The following is a 19,994-nucleotide window of genomic DNA, read 5'->3' as shown; positions in this document are numbered from 1 at the left end:
GGGAGCGGCGGCGCTGCGCTGTCACCTTGGAACCCGGTCCGCTACGGCAGGCCGTGCACCTTCGGGCCCACCGCGTTCGACCAGGCGTTGCCGGCCGTCGCGTCCCAGTTGGTCGACCAGGTCATGGCGCCGCGCAGCGACGGCCAGGTCTGGGCCGGCTTGAAGGCGCCGCAGCCGGTGCCCTTGGCCAGGCAGTCGAGCGCGTTGTTCACGATCTGCGGGTCGACGTAGCCGCTGCCCGCGCCGCGCGTGGAGGCGGGGACGCCCAGGCCGACCTGGGAGGCGTCGAGGCCGCCCTGGAGCTGGATGCAGGCGAGCGCGGTGAGGAAGTCCACCGAGCCCTGGCTGTAGACCTTGCCGTCGCAGCCGAGCATCGAACCGCTGTTGTAGTACTGGGTGTTGACGACCGTGAGGATGTCCTTCACGGCGAGCGCGGTCTTGAAGTACTCGGAGCTCGTGTTCTGCATGTCGATGGTCTGCGGGGCCATCGTCAGGACCATCGAGGAGCCCGCCTTGGCGGAGAGCTGGCGCAGCGCCTTGGTGAGGTACGTGGCGTTGACGCCGTGCTCCAGGTCGATGTCGATGCCGTTGAAGCCGTACTCCTGCATCAGGGCGTACGCGCTGTCGGCGAAGGCGGTCGCGGTGGCGTCACTGTTGATGGTGACGTTGCCCTTCTCGCCGCCGACGGAGAGGATCACGGACTTGCCGGCCGCCTTCTTGGCCGCGATGTCGGCCTTGAAGTCGGCGGCCGAGGCGTAGCCGACGGCCGGGTCGAGGTTGAAGGTGATCTGGCCGGGCGTGGCGGTGGAGTCCGCGAAGGAGACGGCGATGATGTCGTACGCCGCCTGGACGTCCCGCAGCTTCTGCTTGGCGGCGCCGTTGTCGAAGTTCTGCCAGTAGCCGGTGACGGCGTGCTTGGGCACGGCCGGGCCGGGGCCCGGGTCGGTGGGCTTGGCGGTGCGGGCCGTGACGGCGGCGGACTTCGCGGACTCGCCCGCGGCGTTCGTCGCGGAGACCTGGAACTGGTACGCGGTGTCGGCGGCGAGTCCGGTGATCGTGGTCGACGTACCGCTGACCGTCTGCGGGTTGGCGCCGTCCCGGTACACCTTGTAGCCCGTGGCGCCGGAGACCGCGCTCCAGCTCAGGGCGACGGAGCTGGTGGTGACCGAGCCGGCGGCGAGACCGGCCGGGGTGGCCGGGGCGGTCGGGTCGGGGTCCTGGCCGCCGCCCCCGTCGGGCCCGAAGACGCTCACGTCGTCGACGGAGTAGGGGGAGGTGCCGTACCAGCCGTGGGTGTAGATCTGCACGGACGTGGTGGAGGCGCCGGTGGTGAAGGTGGTGGTGAGCTGCTTCCAGGAGGCGCTGTCGGGCGTCCAGGTGTTGACGTCGGTGGTGCCGGTGCCGGTGACGCCGAGGTAGGCGTAGCCGCCCTGGACCCAGGCGCTCAGGGAGTACGTCGAGTTGGGCTTCACGGCCACGGTCTGCACGCACTGGGCGTAGTCGAGGCCGGCCGGGGTGGCGCGCAGCGCGCCGGTGCCGGTGTGGACCGGCGAGGAGACGGCGGCGCCGCTCCCGGCGGAACAGGACCAGTTGGTCAGGCCGTTCTCGAACCCGGCGTTCTTGGCGACGTTGACGTCGGCCGCCTGCGCGGTGCCGGCTCCGCCGACGAGGACGAGCCCGGAGCCGACGGCGAGCGCGAGCGCTCCGCCGAGCAGCCGGCGTCCGTGCGGACGGGTGGTGGTGCGGTCCACGTGCATCCTCCGGTGGGGGAGTTGGGGAGGTGGAGGTGCCGTACGTCGTCGTACGGAGGGAGATGCGGGTACGGGGGTACCGGCGGTGGCCACCGCTGTCGGAACAAGTTGGTCCAGACCAATCGCAATGTCAATACCTCGCGCGGCGAACGGCGTTCGCCCGCGGGCAAGGCCCCGAGGTCAGGGCCCGGTCCCAAGGGCGAGGCCAGGGCGCAAATTAGTGGGGGCAGCTTGGCGGATTGTGTGTTCACCACCCCGGGGGACGTGGATAAGGTGCAGAGACGGCGGCACCCTGCGGTGACGCCGCGAACGCGGTAAGTGATCCGCGGCCCCCGGGTCACCGGAGGCCGGAGGGGACGGGGGGTCCGACGTGCCGACAGCGATCGCCGTCACCAGCGCCGACCTGGTGCTGCCCGCGGCCGACCCCGGGACCCCGCAGGCCGCCGTGCTCCCGCCCCCCGAGAGCCGCTCGCTCGACGCCTCCCTCGCCGACATGCAGCAGCTCCTCGCCCGGTACGGACACGTGGTCGTCGTCTGCCCCACCGCCGCGCCCGCCGGCGTCGAACACCGCCTGCACGCCGTCCGCGCCCTCCTGGAGAGCGACCGGATCTCCCTGGTCAGGACCGACCTGCCACCCCTCGGCGCGGCCGTCCTGGTCCGCCAGCTCCGGCAGCTCGCCGGCTGCGACTTCAGCCCCGGAGTCCTGGCCTCCGCCGCCCGGCTGCTCGCCCACTACATCTACGCCGGAGCCGTCCTCGGCTCCGTCTCCCGGCTCGACCGCGTCCCCGTCAGCCTCGGCTCCCACCTCAAGGGCTGGCTCCCCGGCGCCCACTTCGCCGTCCTCGCCGGACCGACACCGCAGATCGTGCGGGTGGGGACCTCGGAAGAACCGCTCGCCGGACCCGAGTTCGCCACCGAGCTCCTCCTCGCCCGCGGCCAGCTCCAGACCGACTGGCCGGCCACCACCCTCGTGCCCCGGTGGCGGATCCCCGGACCCGTGCACGAGGTGCCGCTGCCCGCGTCCTCGCCCGGCTGGTGGGGCACCGGCAAGCTCGTCGAGTTCGCCGCGTACCTGCCCGACCTGTCCGTCCTCCACCAGCTCGTCTCCTCCGTGCGCCGCGAGACCTGCCACTGGTGCGGGATGGAACTCATCGGCGACCGCTGCGGCTTCTGCGCGGCGCCGCTGGCACCGCCGCCGGACCCCGGCGGGCACGCACTCGGACCGGGGGACCGGACCCGCGCCCTCGGGCCCGGCGCCCGTACCGCCCGCGCCGCGCTGCCGTGAGCGGCGGTCCCGTGCCCCGCCGCTGTCCCATGCCCCAGACCGCTCCGACCGCTCCGACCGCTCCGACCGCTCCGACCGCTCCGACCGCTCCGACCGCTCCGACCGCTCCGACCGCTCCGACCGCTCCGACCGCTCCCACCGTTCCGACCGCTCCGACCGAGGAAGTACGGCCATGAACTCCCGCCAGCGCCGCGGCGTGATCCTGCTGCTGCTCTCCGTCCTGTGCGCCCTCGGCGCGTTCGCCGGTGTCCTCGCCGTCATCAGCGACGTGAACTCCAAGGTCGGCCCGGAGACCACGGCGTACCGGCTCAAGAACGACGTGGAGCCCTACAAGCCCCTGACGGCGGGCGACTTCGAGAAGATCTCCATGCCCAAGCGCTGGCTCTCCTCGACCGCCGTCACCGATCTCCGCCAGATCGAGGGAAAGATCGCGGTCAACAGACTCAAAGCCGGCTCCCTCCTCCAGGCCGACATGATCGTCGAGCGCCCCGAACTCCAGCCGGGACAGCAGGAGATCGCGATCATGATCGACGCCGCCACCGGTGTCGCCGGCAAGATCAACCCGGGCTCCACCGTCAACATCTACGCGACCTTCGCCGGCGAGAAGAAGGGCGACCCCGACCAGTCCCGGATGATCGTCACCGGCGCCCGCGTCCTCGACGTCGGCAAGCTCACCCGGGCCTCCGACAGCTCCGACCGCGGCGACCGGGCCACCTCCACCGTCCCCATCACGTTCGCGCTCTCCACCCTCGACACCCAGCGCGTCGCGTACGCCGAGTCCTTCGCCGAGCACGTACGCCTCGCCCTCGTCGCCCCCTCCGCGGCCGGCTCGCAGGGCGGCAGCCCGGGCGGCTCCCCGGCCGACAAGGGCGACCGCACCTACACGCTCGACAAGGACAAGTGAGGCCGGTATGACCACCAGGATCCTGCCGGCCGTCGGAGACCCCGACGCGGCCCGGTCCGTCAGTACGCTGCTCAGCCAGCTCCCCGACGCCGAACCGTCCCAGCCGGTCGTCGACTCCACGCAGCTCGTCGACACCCTCGCGCGCCTCGCCGCCGCCTCCCTCGACGAACTCCCGGAGGTCGTCCTCGTCCACGAGCGCATCGGGCCCGTGCCCGCGCTCGAACTCGTCCGCGAGGTCGCCCTCCGCTTCCCGGCCGTCGGCGTCGTCCTCATCACCGCCGACGCCAGCCCCGTCCTCTTCTCCGCCGCCATGGACTCCGGCGCCCGAGGCCTCGTCACGCTCCCCCTCGGTTACGAGGAACTCGCCAGCCGCGTCCAGGCCGCAGCCCAGTGGTCCGCCGGCGTCCGCCGCCACCTCGGCGCGGGGGCCGACCAGTTCACCGGCCCCGGAGGCGCCGTCGTCACCGTCAGCGGCGCCAAGGGCGGCGTCGGCACCACGGTCACGGCCGTCCACCTCGCCCTCGCCGCCCGTGCCTCCGGCCGCAGCGTCGCGCTCGTCGACATGGACCTCCAGAGCGGCGACATCGCCTCGTACCTGGACGTGCAGTTCCGGCGTTCCGTGGCCGACCTCGCCACGATCGCCGACATCTCGCCCCGCGTCCTCCAGGACGCCGTCTACGTCCACGAGACCGGCCTCTCGCTGCTCCTCGCCCCGGCGGAGGGCGAACGCGGCGAGGAGGTCACCGACCGCGCCGCCCGCCAGGTCGTCAGCGCCCTGCGCGGCCGGCACGAGGTCGTCGTCCTCGACTGCGGCTCCCGGCTCGACAGCGCCAACGCCGCCGCCATCGAGATGGCCGACACCGCGCTGCTCGTCACCACCCCGGACGTGGTCGCCGTCCGGGCGGCCAAGCGGACCGTACGGATGTGGGAACGGCTCCAGGTCCGCAAGGCCGAGGAGACCGTCACCCTCGTCAACCGCCACCACCGCTCCACCGAGATCCAGCCACCCCTCGTCCAGAAGATCACCGGCACCCGGATCGCGGGCGTCGCCGTCCCGGCCAACTTCAAGGAACTCTCGGCCGTCGTCGACGCGGGCCGCCTCCACGAGCTCGACGCCAAGTCGACGGTCAAGCAGGCGCTGTGGACCCTGGCGGGCGAACTGGGCCTGGTCGGCACGGCCGAGACCTCCGGCAGGGAGCTGGCCAGAGCGGGCGACCGGGGCTCGCTCGGACTGCGGCGGCGCGGGGGAGGGCGCTGAGGGATGCGTACGCACCGGGACGAGGACAGGGGGCAGGTGGCGGTGGAGTTCGTGGGCATGGTCCCGCTGATCCTGCTGACCCTCGCCCTGCTGTGGCAGGTCGTCCTGGTGGGCTACACGTACACGCTGGCGGGGAACGCGGCGGACGAGGCGGCGCGTGCGTGCGCGGTGGGGGACGACGGACCCGCCGCCGCGCAGCGCCACATCGACGGCGCCTGGAGCGCGTCCGGCGGCGACTGCGACGGCCCGAGCGGCGGCATGGTCCACGTCGAGGTCGAGGTCGAGGTACCGGCCCTCGTCCCGGGCTTCGGGGGCCTGTTCCCGGTCACGGCCGAAGCGGGCGCGGTGTACGAGGAGGACCTGAACCCATGACGATCCTCCCGCACCGCCGTGGCCGCGACCGGGGGCAGGCGGCCATCGAGTACCTCGGGTTCCTCCCGATCCTGCTCCTCGTCGGGCTCGCGGGCCTCCAGCTCGGCATCGTCGCGTACGCGGCGCAGCAGGCGGGGACGGCTGCGCGGGCGGCTGCGCGGGCGGCGAGCAGCGACGACGAGAGCGGGCCCAGCCCCGAGGCGGCCGCCCACGCGGCCGTCAGCGGTTGGGTCGCGAAACGCTCCACCGTCACCTCCGGCGGGGGAGACGGGGCGGCCGTCTACACCGTCAGCGTCACGATCCCTTCCGTCGTCCCCTTCTGGGACGGCTTCGGCTCCGTCACGAAGACCGCCACCATGCCGCTCCCCGACGAGGAGGACCTGCCATGAGCCTGCGTGCGCGGATCAGCGCTCCCGAGGAGAAGGCCACGGGCGGGGGCCGGGAGGACGGGCACCTCGTCGCCGCCTTCCGGGCCAAGCTCCTGGAGGAGATCGACCTCACCGAGATGTCCGCGCTCGCGGCGGCCGAGCGGCGCGCCCGCCTGGAGCGCGTCCTCGGGCACATCATCAGCCGCGAGGGCCCGGTCCTCTCGACCGCCGAGCGGGCCCAGCTGATCCGCCGGGTCGTGGACGAGGCCCTCGGGCTCGGCGTACTCGAACCGCTCCTCGAAGACGCGTCCATCACGGAGATCATGGTCAACGGCCCCGACCAGATCTTCATCGAGCGCGGCGGCCGCGTCGAACTGCTCCCGCTCCGCTTCGCCTCGCACGAGCAGCTGATGCAGACCATCGAGCGGATCGTCTCGACGGTCAACCGGCGGGTCGACGAGTCGAACCCGATGGTCGACGCCCGGCTCCCCTCCGGCGAGCGCGTCAACGTGATCATCCCGCCGCTCTCCCTCACCGGGGCCACGCTCACCATCCGCCGCTTCCCCCGCGCGTACACGCTGCACGAGATGATCGGCCTCGGCTCGCTCGACGAGCAGATGCTGCTCCTGCTCTCGGGACTGGTTCAGGCCAAGTTCAACCTGATCGTCTCCGGGGCCACGGGCACCGGGAAGACGACCCTCCTCAACGCGCTCTCCGGTCTCGTCCCGGACGGCGAGCGGATCATCACCATCGAGGACTCGGCCGAGCTCCAGCTCCAGCAGTCCCACGTGATCCGCCTGGAGGCACGCCCGCCGAACATCGAGGGCCGCGGGGCCATCTCGATCCGCGACCTCGTCCGCAACTCCCTGCGCATGCGTCCCGACCGGATCATCGTGGGAGAGGTACGCGGCGGCGAGACGCTCGACATGCTCCAGGCGATGTCCACCGGCCACGACGGCTCGCTCGCGACCGTCCACGCGAACTCGGCCGAGGACGCCCTGATGCGCCTCCAGACCCTCGCCTCCATGTCGGAGGTGAAGGTGCCGTTCGAGGCGCTGCGGGACCAGATCAACAGCGCGGTCGACGTCCTGGTCCAGCTGACCCGGCACCCGGACGGGACCCGCCGCATCACCGAGATCTCCGTCCTCGCCTCGCACGGCCGGGAACGCTTCCTGCTGGCCACGGTCTGCCGCTTCGAGGCGCAGCCGGTCGCGCCCGACGGGCGGGTGTACGGGAGGTTCACGTACCACCCGCTGCCGCGGCGCGTCGCCGAACGGCTGTACCTGGCGGGGCAGCCGATTCCGCAGGCCTTCGGGGTGGCGGCGACGGACGCGTACCTGACGACCAGGGAGGCGGAGTGAAGACGACGTGGGGAGCGACGATGACGACGGACCTGTGGGCGACGAACACGGACCCGACCTGGCGACCCGGGGAGCAGGGATGACCACGACCGACCCCACCTGGCGGCCGGGGGATCAGCGCCCCGAGGCGCGGCCATGCTGACCGACCCCTTCTGGCTGACGGTGGGCGTGGCGCTGATCGCCTGCGTGCTGGGCGTCGTCGGCGTCCAGACGTACGCGAGCGGGGCCCGCCGCCATGCCGCTCTCGTCGCCCGGCTCGACGGGAGCGGCGCACCCGAGACCGCGACCGGCCGGCGCAGGCGCCGTTTCCGGGGGATCGACCGGCGGGTACGGAAGACGGCGCTCGGCCGGAAGCTGGAACTGCGGATCGCGGCGACGGGCCTCGACGTCACGCCCGGAGAGTTCACGGTGGCGCTCGCGGCGACCGTGGCGGTCCTGTGGGTGGTGGGGCAGGCGGCGCTGTCGCCGTTCTTCGGCCCGATCTGCGGGATCCTCGGGATCTGGGTGGCGCTGGGCTACCTCAACTGGCAGCGCCAGAAGCGCATCGAGCGCTTCATCAACCAACTCCCCGAACTCTCCCGCATCCTGGCGAACGCGACCCAGGCGGGCCTCGCCCTCCGCATGGCGCTGAGCCTCGCGGCGGACGAGCTGGAGGCGCCGGCGGGCGACGAACTGGAGAAGGTGGCGCAGCAGCTGGCGGTCGGAACCTCCCTGGACGACGCGCTGGGGGAGCTGGCGGAACGCCTCCCGTCCCGGGAACTGGTCGTCCTGGTCACCACCCTCGTCCTGGCCAACCGGGCGGGCGGCACCGTCGTGTCGTCCCTTCGGAACCTCACGGAGACGCTGGAGGAGCGCAAGGAGACGAGACGCGAGGTCCGTACACAGCTGTCCCAGGTGAGCATGACGGCGTACTCGGTCCCGGTGATCGGCATCGGCTCGCTCCTCCTCATCGACAACATGCAGCCGGGAGCGCTGGACCGCATGACCGCATCCGGCATGGGACAGGCCGCCGTGATCGCCGCGTTCGCCCTGTACGTGGTCGGCTTCGCCGCGATCCGCCGCTTCTCGAAGATCGACGTATAGGGGCCGGTGCGTGATGGACCTCCTCCTGGCCCTCCTGGCGGCGCTGGCCGTGGCGGGCATGGCCTACGGCCTACGCCTCTACCGAGCCGACGCCCGGCTGCCCGACGACCTCAAGCTGGCCCTGGAGGTCGGCGCGACGCGTACGGGAGCGGTCGACTCGGCCGTGGACCGCCTGGGCATGCGCTGGTCGCCGGCCGTGCTCCGGCTGATGGGCCCGAAACGCGTCAACGCCGTGCGCCGGCGCATCGACCTGGCGGGCAACCCCGGCGGCCTGACGATCGACCGGTACGGGGCGCGGCGGGCGGTGTACGGCTTCCTGGGCGGGCTCGGGGCCCTGGTGATGCTGGGCAAGGGCTCGTACCTGACCGCTCTCCTCCTCCTGGCCTTCGGCGCGTTCTGGACGGAGGTCGGGATCTGGTCGGCGGTCCGCATCCGCAAGGACCAGATCGAACGCACCCTGCCGGACTTCCTGGACGTCCTGGCGGTGGTGGTCTCGGCGGGCCTGGGCTTCCGCCAGGCGCTGGAACGGGTGGCGGAGAAGTACGAGGGCCCGTGGTCGGACGAACTCCGCATCACCCTGCGGCAGATGGACATGGGCGTCAGCCGCCGCCAGGCCTTCGACGAACTGCGCCGGCGCAACGACTCGGAGCAGGTGGCCCAGTTCGTGACGGCGCTGCAGCAGGGGGAGGAGCTGGGGGCGCCGATCGTGGACACCCTGATCCAGATCGCGAACGACATGCGGCGCACGGACGCGCAGAACGCGAGGAGGAAGGCCGCGAAGGCCGTCCCGAAGGCCACGATGGTGATCACGACCCTGATGGTCCCGGCCACCATGATCCTCCTGGGCGCGGGCCTGTTCCTGGGCACGGGAACGGACTTCGGCGCGGTGACGGGCAAGTGAGCGCGGTGACATATTCGAGTCAAACGGCTTCGGCCGCGCAACGCGATGTGCCAGAGTGCGGACTGAGTGTGAGGGGGGTGGGCTGATGGACCTGCACCATGAGTCCCGCCCGATGACGGGGCCCTACCCGCCGACCCGCCCGTCGGCGTACGGTCCCCGAACGCAGGCGTCCGAACGCGGAGGGGACCACGATGAACGACGCAATGCTGAAGGCCCTGACGAAGGGCCGTGTCTGCCTGGACGATTGGACGTCCCGGCGGACGCGGGACCGCGGGCAGACTGCGGTGGAGTATCTGGGGATCATTGTGGTGGTGGTGGCGATCGTGGTGGCGATCACCGGTACGGATCTCGGGCAGTCGATCAAGAGTGCGATCAGCCAGAAGATCGCCGAGCTGACGGGTGGCGGAGGAGAGTAGAGCAGCTCGCGCGTTGCCGTGATGAGGGGCAGGCGTTCCCCGTCTACATCGCGGTCATTGCAGGGCTCCTTTTCCTGGCGTTCGCCTACTTCTTGGTGGGTCAGGCCGCTTCGACGCGGAATAGTGCCCAGACCGCTGCGGACGCAGCGGCTCTCGCGGCGGCTCAGGATGCCGGAAAGCAATTGCGGGCCGGTTGGATCGGAGTGATTCTCGATCCGGGGCAGTGGAACAGGTTCCTTCAGGGCGTGGCGGACACTGATGGTGACTCCGCGTGCCAGCAAGCGGAGGAGTTTGCGGCTCGAAACGAGGCGGCGCTCTCGGGCAGCAGGTGCGTGCCTCTTGCTACCGGGGAGCATGGTTTCAGGGTGACCGTGAGCACGACGGGCGGAGGTCCGCATGCCACCGCTTCCGCTGAAGCTGTACTCGAACCGCGTTGCACGTTCGAGGTGCCGGACCCGCCCCCGGACCCGCCGGAATCCCCTCCGGATTCGACATCGACCGGCCCTGATGGGGGTAGCGGAGAGCCCGAAGGCGAGGGACCCGTGGTTGACCTCCTGTGCGATGGCGAGCCGTGGGTGATCGATCCTGAAAGCCCGAACCTCCCCGGTGCCGCTGATCTCTTCAGGGTTCGACTGTCGAACTGACCGCGACGAGTAAAGGAAGCACGCTTCATGAACGCGCGCTACGTATGGAAGACCCGCCGAGGGGTGATCGCCGTCGCGCTCACGTCCGTGGCACTCTTCGCGGCCGGATGCGGCGCCGAGGAGAAGCCCAGCGAGAACAAACCCACCTCGACGAGTGCCGCGCCCCGGCAAGGAGCATCAGCCACCCAGCCCCAGCAGGAGGCCGAGGAGCCGGCAGAGGTGCTGGCTCTCCTCAGAGGGCAGAAGGGGCTTGAGTTGGCCATCAACTCGGCGGAGCGAGACGCGGGCGGGTTCATCACCGTTAAGGGGCGGCTGCGCAATACCTCTGATTCCGTCAGTGCGATCCCCGCTCAGACGAGTGGTGACGAGACGGAAGTGGTGAAGCACGGCACGTCACTTGGCGGCGCCACGTTCGTCGATTCCGTCGGGAAGAAGCGGTACTACGTCCTGAGGGACACGGACGGGCGGCCGCTCACGACCATTGGGCTCGACAGCCTCGGGCCCGGCAAGTCCACTGCCGTCTTCATGCAATTCCCCGCACCCCCCGCCTCCACCACCGAAGTCAGCTTCCAACTCCCCACCTTCGAACCCGCCACCCTCAAGCTCTCCTGAGGCGACGCCATGACGACGACAAACCGCCGCCTCGCCGCGATCGTGCTCACCTGCGTGGCCCTGGCCCCGCTCGCCGGGCCGCCCGCCTACGCCGACGACGCCCCCGGTCCCGCCGGTACCGCCTCGCCCGCGCCCGTCATCGATCCGAACTCGCCCGGGCTGATGCTGCCCGACGGCGCCACCCTCGCCCCCGCCAAGGTCCTCGACATCAAGCAGATCGTCGAGGAGGAGGGCGGGCAGGAGCGCCGGCAGGACACCAACGTGGACGTGACGTTCGCGCTGCAGGCCGAGGTGCTCTTCCCGAAGAACAGCGCCAAGCTCTCGCCCGACGCCACCGCCCGCATCGCCGCCATCGCCGCCGAGATCAAGAAGATGGGCTCCGGACGGGTCCGGGTCTTCGGGTTCACCGACAACCTGGGGACGTACGAGCACGGGCTGAAGCTCTCCAAGGAGCGCGCCGTCGCCGTGCAGCAGGTCCTCGCCCGCGCCCTCGACCCCGGTACGGCCTTCGACATCCGGGGGTACAGCGAGGACTACCCGATCGCCGACAACCGCACCGAGGAGGGGCGGAAGAAGAACCGGCGCGTCGAGATCTCCTTCCCCCGGACCACACCCGTCGGCTAGCCGCGCGGCTCAAGCCCCGGGCCCACCTGCGCGGCCGCGCCGGAACCATCGCCGCTTCTCGCGCTTGGCGGGAGGCGGCAGTCTGTCGGCTCGGGCCGCGTCGAGGTTCCTCAGGGCGATGGCTTCGTTGTGACTGTCGCCGAACTCCCGGTAGATGCGCAGGGCTTGGGTGAGGGCGGTCACGGCCTCGTCGAGGCGTGGCACCTCGATGAGGGCGATGCCGAGGTTGTTGAGCGCGCCGCCTTCGCGGTGTCGGTCGTCGAGTTCGCGGAAGATGTCGGCGGCCTGCGTATGGGCTTCGATGGATTCGTCGACGCGGTGTGCCAGGCGCAGGGCGACGCCGAGGTTGTTGAGCGTCCCGCCTTCGCGGTGCCGGTCGTCGAGTTCGCGGTAGATGGCGACCGCCTGCGTGTGGGCGTCGATGGCCAGGTCCAGGACGAGCCCTTCTTGCAGGACCGTGCCGAGGTTGCCGAGCGCCTGGCCTTCGCCGTGGCGGTCGTCGAGTTCGCGACAGATGGCGAGGTCGCGGGTGTGGGCTTGGGCGGCTTCGTCGAAACGCCCTACCAGGCGCAGGGCGACGCCGAGGTTGTTGAGCGCGGCGCTTTCGCCGAGTCGGTCGCCGAGTTCGTGGCAGATGGTGAGGTCGCGGGCGTGGGCGTCGATGGCTTCGTCGAAGAGCCGTACCTCTTGAAGGGCGATGGCGAGGTTGTTGAGCGCCCGGCTCTCGCCGTGGCGTTCGCCGAGTTCGCGAAAGATGCCGACGGCTCGGGTGAGGGCGTCGACGGCTTCGTCGAAGCGCCGTACCTGCATCAGAGCGGTCCCGAGGCCGTTGAGTGCGACGCCTTCGCTGTGGCGTTCGTCCAGTTCGGCGTAGACGTCGACGACCTGGGCGAGCACGTCGACGGCCTCGTCGAACCGCCGTACCCCTTCCAGGGCGATGCCGAGGATGGTCAGCGCCCAGGCCTCGACGGTCGGGTCGTCCAGCGTGCGGGCGACGGCGAGGGCGTACTCGCTCAGGGCGAGGACCTCGTGGAAGTGGCGGCGCTCGTGCAGATAGGTGGTCAGCCGGTCGACGAGGCCCAGCGCCGTCGCGGGATCCGATGCGGCGCTGGGGATCACGGCGATGAGGTTCGCGCGTTCCGCGTCCAGCCAGGTCGATGCGGAGGCCCGGTCGGGGAAGACGTCGAGCGCCTGTTGCCCGTGCGGGCCGCGCAGATGGCCGTCGGCGGCGGCGCTCACGGTGGAGTAGTACGTGAGGAGCCGCTCCAGGGCCTCGTCCTCGTCCTCCTCCGGAGGGAGGTCCGCCGCGTACAGGCGGATCAGGTCGTGGGCCCGCCAGCGGCCCGAACCCGTCGGCTGCTCGCCGAGAAGGCAGGAGCGGGTGAGCGCGGCCAGGCTTCCCCGGGTCTCCTTCGTGGACCGGCCGCTCAAGGCCGTGGCCGCGTCCGTGGACACGTCCGGGCCCGGGTTCAGCGTCAGGAGGCGGAACAGCCGGGCGTCCCGCTCCTTCAGGCGCCGGTGGGACAGGTCGAAGGCCGTGCGGACCGCCAGAGTGCGTCCGTCGGCGTCCTCGTGCCGGAGGGACTCCAGGCGGGTACGCGTGTCGGCGAGGTCGTCCGCCAGGGTGGCGATCGGGAGGCCCGGGTCGTCCGTGAGGAGTGCCGCGGCGATCGTCAGGGCCAGCGGCAGGCCCCCGCAGTGTGCCGCCACCTGCTCCAGGGCGTCTGGTTCGGCCCCGGCGCGGGGGTCCTCCGGACGGACCTGGGCCAGGGCCCCCGCGATCAGCTTGCCCGCCGCGTCCGTGTCGAGTTCGTCCAGGGGGACGAGCCTGGGGCGGAAGTCCGGGGCGGTCAGGGCGTCGCGGGAGGTGGCCAGGAGCCGGTGGCCCGGGTGCGCGGGGATCAGGGGCAGGAGCTGGGCGGGGGAGGAGGCGTCGTCGGCGAGGATCAGGGCCGGGCCGTGGTCCCTCGCCCGGCGGGCCAGCTCCGACTGGTACAGGCCGGCCTGCTCCTCGACCGTCGGCGGCAGGTCCTCCGTCCGTACGCCCAGAGCCCGCAGCAGCGTCTCAAGGGCTTGTCCGGGGCCGACGGCGCCCGTCGGGGCGTAGCCGCGCAGGTGCACGAAGAGGGTGCCGCCCGGGAAGTGGCCCAGGTCGACCGCCCGTTGCGCGGTGTGCAGGGCCAGGGCCGACTTCCCGACTCCCGGCAGGCCCGTCACGACCGTCGCGACCCTGCCCGTCTCGTCGGGCTCCAGCGCCTTCAGGAGCTCTTCGGCCTGTGCCGTACGGCCGGTCAGTCGCGGGGCCGGCGGCAGCGCGTCCAGCGTGTGCGGCGTGGGGCCGCCTGCCTCCCACACGTGGACGTCCCCGCCCGCCTCGATGATCCGGGCGTGGTCGGATGCCGTGGCCCTCTGCGTGACGTGCTCAGGGCCGGGGTGTCGACCGGTCATCCGTCCCCGCCTCCTCGATGTGCCGGTCCCCGCCGACCTGGATCACGCGCCCCTCGTCCGAGGCTTCCGCGTGCTGTTCGACCCGATCGGGGGTCGTGCCGGCGCCCGGCGTTCGGCTGCCGCCGATCTGCGTGATCCGGGCCTTCCCCGTCGCCGTCGCCCGTTGCGACACCGCGCGCTCCACAGCAGGAGCAGGCGGCTGCTCCCGGCCCGCCCACCACCCCACCCCCGCCGCCACCACCGTCGCCGCCACGGTGGCGAACGCGATGGCCACCGCGAACCGGGTGTCCTCCTCCTTCGGCAGCCATCCCCACGACACCGTCCTGGCCGCCCACAGGCACACCCAGAACGTCACCGCCGCCGCCACCACGGCCACCGTCCACCGCATCGGACGCGACATCCGATCCGCCCCCCCCTCAGCCCCCAGCGCTCCCCTTCGGGCTAGTCATTCTCCCCGTCCTGCGCCCGCATGGCAGGGGTTTCACAGGCTCAGTGCCGCCCGGATCGTCGCCGTCATCCGGTCCGGGTGGCGGAACACCTCCCTCGCCGTGAAGCGCAGCACGCGGCGGATCTCCGGGCAGGACTGGAGCGCGTTGAAGCGGGCGACGTCCCGTTCGTGGGCGCGGCGGGTGCCGTGGAAGGCGTGGCCCTCGATCTCCACCGCCAGGCCCGCCGCCCGGAAGAGGAAGTCCGGGCGCAGGGGCCGGCCCGCCGCCGTGAGCAGGGTCGGCTGGGACTCGGGGACCCATCCCGCGTCCCGTATCCGCAGCCTCGCCACCGTCTCCGCCGGTGAGCCCGACGCCGGTTCCGTCAGGCGCAGCCAGGTCCTCGCGCGGGCCGCTCCCCGTCGGGGCGCGGCGAGTTCGGCGGCGAGGTCCTCGTACCGGACGAGCGCCTCGCGCCGTACCCCCTCGACCGCCCGCCGGGCGAGCGCCGAGTCCGCGACGACCACCGCCTCCTCGCGGGTGCCGGACGCCCGTATCAGGTCGCCGACCGTCCGCGCCGGGGTCGTCGTCCGCAGCCCCCGCCGGTTCGACCAGTCCCGGGGCGTGAGGAACGCCGTGCCGTGGACGCGTATGTCCTCGCCGCGCGCCGAGCGGGCCGGGGGCGGAGCCGTGAACTCCAGCGGGTCGCCCGCGCCCGCTCCCAGCCGTTCGATGCGGTGCAGCCGCGCCGCCGTCCCGTGGCTGCACACCAGTTCCGGGCGCAGGAACTGGAGGGCCGTCGCCCTCAGCCGCCAGTCCACCTCCCTCCCCGGGGCCGCCCAGGCGCCCCGGCAGATCCGCTGCCAGCCGTCACGGCGCAGCCGTCCGGCCAGCCGGCCCGGCGGCCGGCCCGCCGCGACCGCCCAGACCGTCAGGAGGACCCCGCCCCTGGCGAGGATCGCCAACTCGTACATACGCCCAACGATCCACGGAAGAGGGACACTTCGCACCCCCTGTGGAAAACCCGGCGAAAGACGTCGCCAGGAAAGCGTAAATCCGGCGGGATCCGGTGGGACATCCCCGTTCAGCAGGAGCATTCTGGACAGATGACGGCGACCGCGAGCGTGCAGTTGGTCAGTGACCTCGTCACCCGGATTCCGGAGTTCCGAGGCGTGTACGAGACCCATGTCTTCCATCAGGGCGGTGTCCAGCCGCACGTGTTCTTCTGGGACGTCGTCCAGGACACCGTCCGGTCCTTCCTCGGGGAGGCCCCCGGCTCCGCCGACTGGCGGCGGACGCTCGACTTCCTGGAGGAGCAGAGCGCGCGTGGCGTGCTCGGGATCGACGAGGTCATCGTGACGTCGTTCCTCGGCGACCTGCCCTCGCCGCAGGAGCCCGGGCACGCCATCGTCGAGCAGCTCGGTCCCGTCATGGCCGCGAAGTTCGTCCGCATAAGGCCCCTCGGGTGAGCGCGGACAAGACCCTCGGCTGATCCGGACGGATGCCCCCGGATAATCGGGTGCATGCCCCTGACCAGGCCCGACCGCCCCACCCTCACCGCCCTCGGCGGTTATGCCGCCACCCGTGTCGTCGGTCTCGTCGTCCTCGCCGTCGCCGCCGCCGCGACCGGCGAGGACGGCCTGCACCGGCTCAAGGGACGCTGGGACTCCGTCTGGTACGTGCGGATCGCCGAGCACGGGTACGGGTACCAGGTCACCCTGCCGAACGGTGACGTCCACTCCGACCTCGCCTTCTTCCCGCTCCTCCCCGCCCTGGAGCGCGGCCTGTCCGCCGTCCTGCCGGTCGACGCGGCCACCGCCGGACTCCTCGTCTCCTGGACGGCCGGGCTCGCCGCCGCCTGGGGCATCTTCAAGTGCGGTGACCACGTGGCCGGGAGGAGGGCCGGCGTCCTCCTCGCCGTGCTCTGGGGCGTGTACCCGACCGCGTTCGTCCAGTCCATGGCGTACACGGAGACCCTGTTCACCGCCTTCGCCGCCTGGTCGCTGTACGCCGTGCTGCGCGGGCGCTGGATCCTCGCCGGCGTCCTGTGCGCGGCCGCCGGGCTCACCCGGCCGACGGCCGCCGCGCTGATCGCCGCCCTCGGCATCACGGCCCTCGTCACCCTCGTACGGGAACGGCGGCTGCCCGCGCGGACGGTGGCCGGGGTGTTCATCGCGCCGCTGGGCTGGCTCGCGTACGTCGCCTACGTCGGCGTCCGCCAGGGCAGCCCGACCGCCTACTTCGACGTCCAGGCCGCCTGGGGCAACTCCATCGACTTCGGTGTCGCCCTCGCCACGTTCATCGCGGGCCTGCCGTGGCCCGCCGCCCTCGGCCTGTGCGCGGCGCTCGCGCTGCTCGGGTGGCTGGTCGCGCTGTGCGTGCGGCAGCGGCAGCCGCTGCCGCTGCTCGTCTACACGATCGGCGTCGTGTTCGTCTCCCTCGTCGGCGCCGCCTACTTCGGCTCCCGGCCGCGCCTGATGATGCCCGCCTTCGGGCTCCTCCTCCCGCCCGCCGTGGCCCTCGCGCGCGTGCGGACGCGCATCGCCGTGCCCGTCCTCGCCGGGCTCGCGCTCGCCTCCGGCGTCTACGGGGCGTTCACGCTGCTCGGTTCGGGGCCTCCGTGACCCCCTCATCGACGTCCACGCGCACGCGTACTCCCGGTTTCAGCCCCCACCCCGCCATCGCGCCCGCCGCCGCCTCCAGGACGTGCCGGCCGCGCGGCCGGATCATCCCGAGCCGCCCCGGCGCCATCGTCACCACCGACCGGACCGTGAACGAGCCGTCCAGGTAGGCCACGTCGATCGGGAACCGCATGCCGAAGGTGTGCACGCTGTTCGTCCGGACGATGAGCAGCGCCCCCGCGATCCCGTCCCGGCCGAGCAGCCCCCGCCGCCTCGCCCGGTACGAGGCCGCCACCTCCAGTGGGATCTCCCTGGCGGCCACCGCCAACGTCCCCGTCCCGTCCACCCATTTCCCCATGCGGCAGACCGTAGCGGCCCCGGCGCCTAGGGTCTCGTCCGTGTACGTCACGCTGATCGCCGTCGCCGCCCTGTGGGGGGCCGCCGTCGGGCTGCTCGTGCCCCGGGCCGCGTACCGGCTCTCCGTGGAGCCGGAGGAGCCGTGGCGGGACCGCTGCCCCGCCGGGCACGTTCTGGCCGGGCCCGGGCGCGGCTGGCTCGGCGGGCCCGGACGGCAGGCCTGCGCGACCACCCCGAGCCCGCACGTCGCACCCCTGCTCACCGCCCTCGCCTGCGCCGCGCTCGCCGCCGCCACCGGCGGGCCCCGGCCCGAGCTGGCGGTCTGGCTGCTCGGCGCGCCCTTCGCCGTCCTCCTCGCCTGCGTGGACGCGCGCGTGCACCGGCTTCCGGACGGGCTCACCCTGCCGCTCGCCGCCGCCGTCCCGCTGCTCCTCGGCGGCGCCGCACTCCTCCCGTACGAGGCCGGCTCCTGGATCCACGCGGTACTCGGCGGGCTCGCCCTCGGCGGGGCCTATCTGGTGCTGTTCCTGATCAACCCCAGCGGGCTCGGCTTCGGCGACGTGAAGCTGGCGGTCCCGCTGGGCGCCGCCCTCGGCTGGTACGGCTGGGGCGTGCTCTTCGCCGGGGCCTTCGCGGGCTTCCTCCTCGGCGCGATGTACGGCCTCGGGCTGATGCTGCTGCGCCGCGCCGGCCGCTCCTCGGCGATCCCCTTCGGCCCCTTCATGCTCGGGGGCGCCCTGCTCGGCCTCCTCTTCGGCGCGTTCACCGCCGTGCCGTAAGGACCTGCCTCGGCGCGTTCACCGCCGTGCCCGGAAGGAGCGCCCCTAGCATCGCCGCACATGCGGACAATTGCGAACGAAAAACCTGTAACGGGCACGGCTCCCGCACCGGCCCCGATTCCCTGGTACCGCCGCCCCCGGCTCATCCCCTGGATCTGGGCCGCCGCCCTCTTCCTCCTCTACGCCACCGTCGCCGTGCGCCGTCACCAGCTCCTGCGCACCACCGGCTACGACCTCGGCATCTTCGAACAGGCCGTCCGCGCCTACGCCGAACTCAGGGCACCCGTCGCCCCCTTGCGCGGCGAGGGGTTCAACCTCCTCGGCGACCACTTCCACCCCCTGCTCGCCGCCCTCGCCCCCCTCTACCGGCTCTGGCCCTCCCCGCTCTGCCTGCTGCTCGCCCAGTCCGCGCTGCTCGCCCTCGCCGTCGTCCCCCTCGCCCGCCGGGCCGAGGCCGTCCTCGGGCCCGCGGCCGCGCACACCGTCGCCGTCGGATACGGGCTGAGCTGGGGCGTCGCCTCCGCCGCCGCCTTCGACTTCCACGAGGTCGCGCTCGCCGTCCCGCTGCTCTCGTTCTCCCTCGAAGCGCTCGCCACGCGGAGGTGGCGGCAGGCCGTCGCCTGGGCGGCGCCACTGCTGCTCGTCAAGGAGGACCTGGGGTTCACGCTCGCCGCCGTCGGCGCGTACATCGCCCTCAAGGGGCCCCGCCGCCTCGGGCTCGTCACCGCCGTCGTCGGCGTCCTCGGTTCGGTCCTGGAGGTCGAGGTCCTGCTGCCGGCCTTCAACCCCGGTGGCGGCTACGCCCACGGCGGCAACCTCGCCGCCGCGCAGGGCTCCCTGCTCTCCACCCTCGCGCACGCCCCGCTCGACGTGCTCCGCCCCGAGGTCAAGGCGGTCACCCTGATCCTGGTCTTCGCGCCGTCCGCGCTGCTCGCGCTCCGCTCACCGCTCGCGCTGACCGCCGTCCCCACGCTCGGCTGGCGGCTGCTCTCCGAGAACGGCTTCCACTGGGGCACGGCCTTCCACTACAGCGCGATCCTGATGCCGGTCGTCTTCGCCGGCCTCGTCGACGTGCTCGGGGACAAGTCCCGGCGTGAGCTGCGGGCCGTCCTCGCGACCGTCCTCGCGGTGACCGTCGTCCTGCTGCCGTCGTTCCCGCTGGCCCAGCTCGCCCAGCGGGCCACCTGGCGCACCACCCCGCACATCGAGGCGGCCCGCGCGCTGCTCGCCCGCATCCCCGACGGGGCCACCGTCGCCGCCTCCAACCGGCTCGCGCCGCAGCTCACCGCACGCTGCACGGTCGTCCTCTTCCCGACGTTCCCGGTGGGCGGCGAGCTCTACCGGTACGACGTCCCGCACATCCCGGCGCCGACGGCCGCGTGGATCGTCCACGACGAGCGGGCGCCCGAGGCCTGGCCGTACCCCTCGGGCCACTGGCCCTACCCGCTGGAGCGGCAGAAGGCCGAGCTGGAGGCCGCGACCCGGACGTACGGCTACGAGGTCGTCGCCCGGCGGGACGGGATCACGCTCCTGCACCGCCGAACCGGCGGCTGACCTGCCGGGAAGCCGCCCGCCGAACCGGCGGCCGACCTGCCGGGAAGCCGCCCGCCGGAGCCCGTCCGACCCGCCGGGAAACCACCCGCCCCGCAGCCCCCGGCGTCCCCTCGCGTCAACGCCGTGAGGTCCCTCTTCGGAGGGACGGAACCCCGCCGCCACGCCGGGGCGCAAACCCGCCACGGGGCCCCGGAGCCCTTGTGCCGCTTGGGATCCGGGGAATTGGAAGCA

The 19,994-nt window shown here is 72.6% G+C and carries 20 protein-coding genes and 1 pseudogene; 16 read left to right on the top strand and 5 right to left on the bottom strand.

Going from position 1 to position 19,994, the window contains the following annotated elements; genetic code table 11:
- Positions 1-41: 41 nt before the first annotated feature.
- Positions 42-1,757: a chitinase gene (locus ACFYX3_RS01875; protein ID WP_389007136.1), complete on the bottom strand. Its 1,716-nt coding sequence runs from the start codon at positions 1,755-1,757 to the stop codon at positions 42-44.
- A gap of 364 nt (positions 1,758-2,121) precedes the next feature.
- Between ACFYX3_RS01875 and ACFYX3_RS01870 the strand changes: the two genes are divergently transcribed.
- From ACFYX3_RS01870 to ACFYX3_RS01815, 12 genes and pseudogenes are all read left to right on the top strand, one after another.
- Complete coding sequence (locus ACFYX3_RS01870) at positions 2,122-3,036, top strand: hypothetical protein (protein WP_389007134.1); 915 nt, start codon at positions 2,122-2,124, stop codon at positions 3,034-3,036.
- 172 nt (positions 3,037-3,208) lie between these two features.
- Positions 3,209-3,940 carry a Flp pilus assembly protein CpaB gene (cpaB, locus tag ACFYX3_RS01865; RefSeq protein WP_385659315.1) on the top strand — a complete coding sequence of 244 codons (732 nt, stop codon included), beginning with the start codon at positions 3,209-3,211 and terminating at the stop codon, positions 3,938-3,940.
- A 7-nt stretch (positions 3,941-3,947) separates the two neighbouring features.
- Positions 3,948-5,198, top strand: a complete 1,251-nt coding sequence (locus ACFYX3_RS01860; protein WP_389007132.1) for a CpaE family protein — start codon at positions 3,948-3,950, stop codon at positions 5,196-5,198.
- A 3-nt stretch (positions 5,199-5,201) separates the two neighbouring features.
- A complete protein-coding gene (locus ACFYX3_RS01855) occupies positions 5,202-5,570 on the top strand; it encodes a TadE/TadG family type IV pilus assembly protein (protein ID WP_382655545.1) in 369 nt (122 codons plus the stop codon).
- Entirely contained in the window at positions 5,567-5,959 is a 393-nt protein-coding gene (locus tag ACFYX3_RS01850; RefSeq protein WP_389007129.1) for a TadE/TadG family type IV pilus assembly protein, read from the top strand. Before ACFYX3_RS01855 ends, ACFYX3_RS01850 begins: the two co-directional genes overlap by 4 nt.
- On the top strand, positions 5,956-7,299 hold the full coding sequence (locus ACFYX3_RS01845) for a CpaF family protein (RefSeq protein WP_389007127.1): 1,344 nt from the start codon (positions 5,956-5,958) through the stop codon (positions 7,297-7,299). Before ACFYX3_RS01850 ends, ACFYX3_RS01845 begins: the two co-directional genes overlap by 4 nt.
- Before the next feature lie 135 nt (positions 7,300-7,434).
- Entirely contained in the window at positions 7,435-8,382 is a 948-nt protein-coding gene (locus tag ACFYX3_RS01840) for a type II secretion system F family protein (RefSeq protein ID WP_389007125.1), read from the top strand.
- 13 nt (positions 8,383-8,395) lie between these two features.
- A complete protein-coding gene (locus tag ACFYX3_RS01835) occupies positions 8,396-9,283 on the top strand; it encodes a DUF5936 domain-containing protein (protein ID WP_389008061.1) in 888 nt (295 codons plus the stop codon).
- Positions 9,284-9,474: 191 nt separating this feature from the next.
- Positions 9,475-9,699, top strand: coding sequence for a Flp family type IVb pilin (locus ACFYX3_RS01830; protein ID WP_389007123.1), 225 nt, complete (start codon positions 9,475-9,477; stop codon positions 9,697-9,699).
- Between the two features lie 38 nt (positions 9,700-9,737).
- Positions 9,738-10,343: pseudogene (locus ACFYX3_RS01825) on the top strand (pilus assembly protein TadG-related protein); the annotation flags it as partial.
- Positions 10,344-10,370: 27 nt separating this feature from the next.
- Entirely contained in the window at positions 10,371-10,955 is a 585-nt protein-coding gene (locus ACFYX3_RS01820) for a hypothetical protein (RefSeq protein WP_389007121.1), read from the top strand.
- 9 nt (positions 10,956-10,964) lie between these two features.
- Positions 10,965-11,579, top strand: a complete 615-nt coding sequence (locus ACFYX3_RS01815) for an OmpA family protein (protein WP_389007119.1) — start codon at positions 10,965-10,967, stop codon at positions 11,577-11,579.
- Positions 11,580-11,588: 9 nt separating this feature from the next.
- Here ACFYX3_RS01815 and ACFYX3_RS01810 read toward each other — a convergent pair whose 3' ends face one another.
- The 3 genes from ACFYX3_RS01810 to ACFYX3_RS01800 all read right to left on the bottom strand — a co-directional run bounded on the left by ACFYX3_RS01810 (position 11,589) and on the right by ACFYX3_RS01800 (position 15,426).
- Positions 11,589-14,027: a tetratricopeptide repeat protein gene (locus ACFYX3_RS01810; RefSeq protein ID WP_389007117.1), complete on the bottom strand. Its 2,439-nt coding sequence runs from the start codon at positions 14,025-14,027 to the stop codon at positions 11,589-11,591.
- Complete coding sequence (locus tag ACFYX3_RS01805) at positions 14,002-14,427, bottom strand: hypothetical protein (protein WP_389007115.1); 426 nt, start codon at positions 14,425-14,427, stop codon at positions 14,002-14,004. Before ACFYX3_RS01805 ends, ACFYX3_RS01810 begins: the two co-directional genes overlap by 26 nt.
- Positions 14,428-14,508: 81 nt before the next feature.
- Positions 14,509-15,426, bottom strand: coding sequence for a hypothetical protein (locus ACFYX3_RS01800; protein WP_389007113.1), 918 nt, complete (start codon positions 15,424-15,426; stop codon positions 14,509-14,511).
- A gap of 132 nt (positions 15,427-15,558) precedes the next feature.
- On the opposite strand from ACFYX3_RS01800, the gene ACFYX3_RS01795 reads away from it, so the two are divergent.
- Together ACFYX3_RS01795 and ACFYX3_RS01790 are read left to right on the top strand one after the other, a co-directional pair.
- The gene (locus tag ACFYX3_RS01795; RefSeq protein ID WP_389007111.1) at positions 15,559-15,921 is read left to right on the top strand and encodes a hypothetical protein; all 363 of its coding nucleotides are present in this window, start codon (positions 15,559-15,561) and stop codon (positions 15,919-15,921) included.
- 54 nt (positions 15,922-15,975) lie between these two features.
- A complete protein-coding gene (locus ACFYX3_RS01790; protein WP_389007109.1) occupies positions 15,976-17,076 on the top strand; it encodes a hypothetical protein in 1,101 nt (366 codons plus the stop codon).
- Here ACFYX3_RS01790 and ACFYX3_RS01785 read toward each other — a convergent pair.
- Positions 17,048-17,431, bottom strand: coding sequence for a DUF192 domain-containing protein (locus tag ACFYX3_RS01785; protein ID WP_389007107.1), 384 nt, complete (start codon positions 17,429-17,431; stop codon positions 17,048-17,050). The two genes, ACFYX3_RS01790 and ACFYX3_RS01785, sit on opposite strands and share 29 nt — an antisense overlap.
- 40 nt (positions 17,432-17,471) lie before the next feature.
- Between ACFYX3_RS01785 and ACFYX3_RS01780 the strand changes: the two genes are divergently transcribed.
- Together ACFYX3_RS01780 and ACFYX3_RS01775 are read left to right on the top strand one after the other, a co-directional pair.
- Positions 17,472-18,209: a prepilin peptidase gene (locus ACFYX3_RS01780; protein WP_389007105.1), complete on the top strand. Its 738-nt coding sequence runs from the start codon at positions 17,472-17,474 to the stop codon at positions 18,207-18,209.
- Positions 18,210-18,269: 60 nt separating this feature from the next.
- Positions 18,270-19,763 (top strand): DUF2079 domain-containing protein, encoded by a 1,494-nt coding sequence (locus ACFYX3_RS01775; RefSeq protein ID WP_389007103.1) that lies wholly within the window; start codon positions 18,270-18,272, stop codon positions 19,761-19,763.
- The last annotated feature ends 231 nt before the right edge of the window (positions 19,764-19,994 follow it).

It is taken from the genome of Streptomyces sp. NPDC002463 (assembly GCF_042889835.1).
Classification (GTDB): Bacteria; Actinomycetota; Actinomycetes; order Streptomycetales; family Streptomycetaceae; genus Streptomyces; species Streptomyces nymphaeiformis.
The sequence above is the reverse complement of the archived record's forward strand: the minus strand, read 5'-3'. Positions and strand labels throughout refer to the sequence as shown.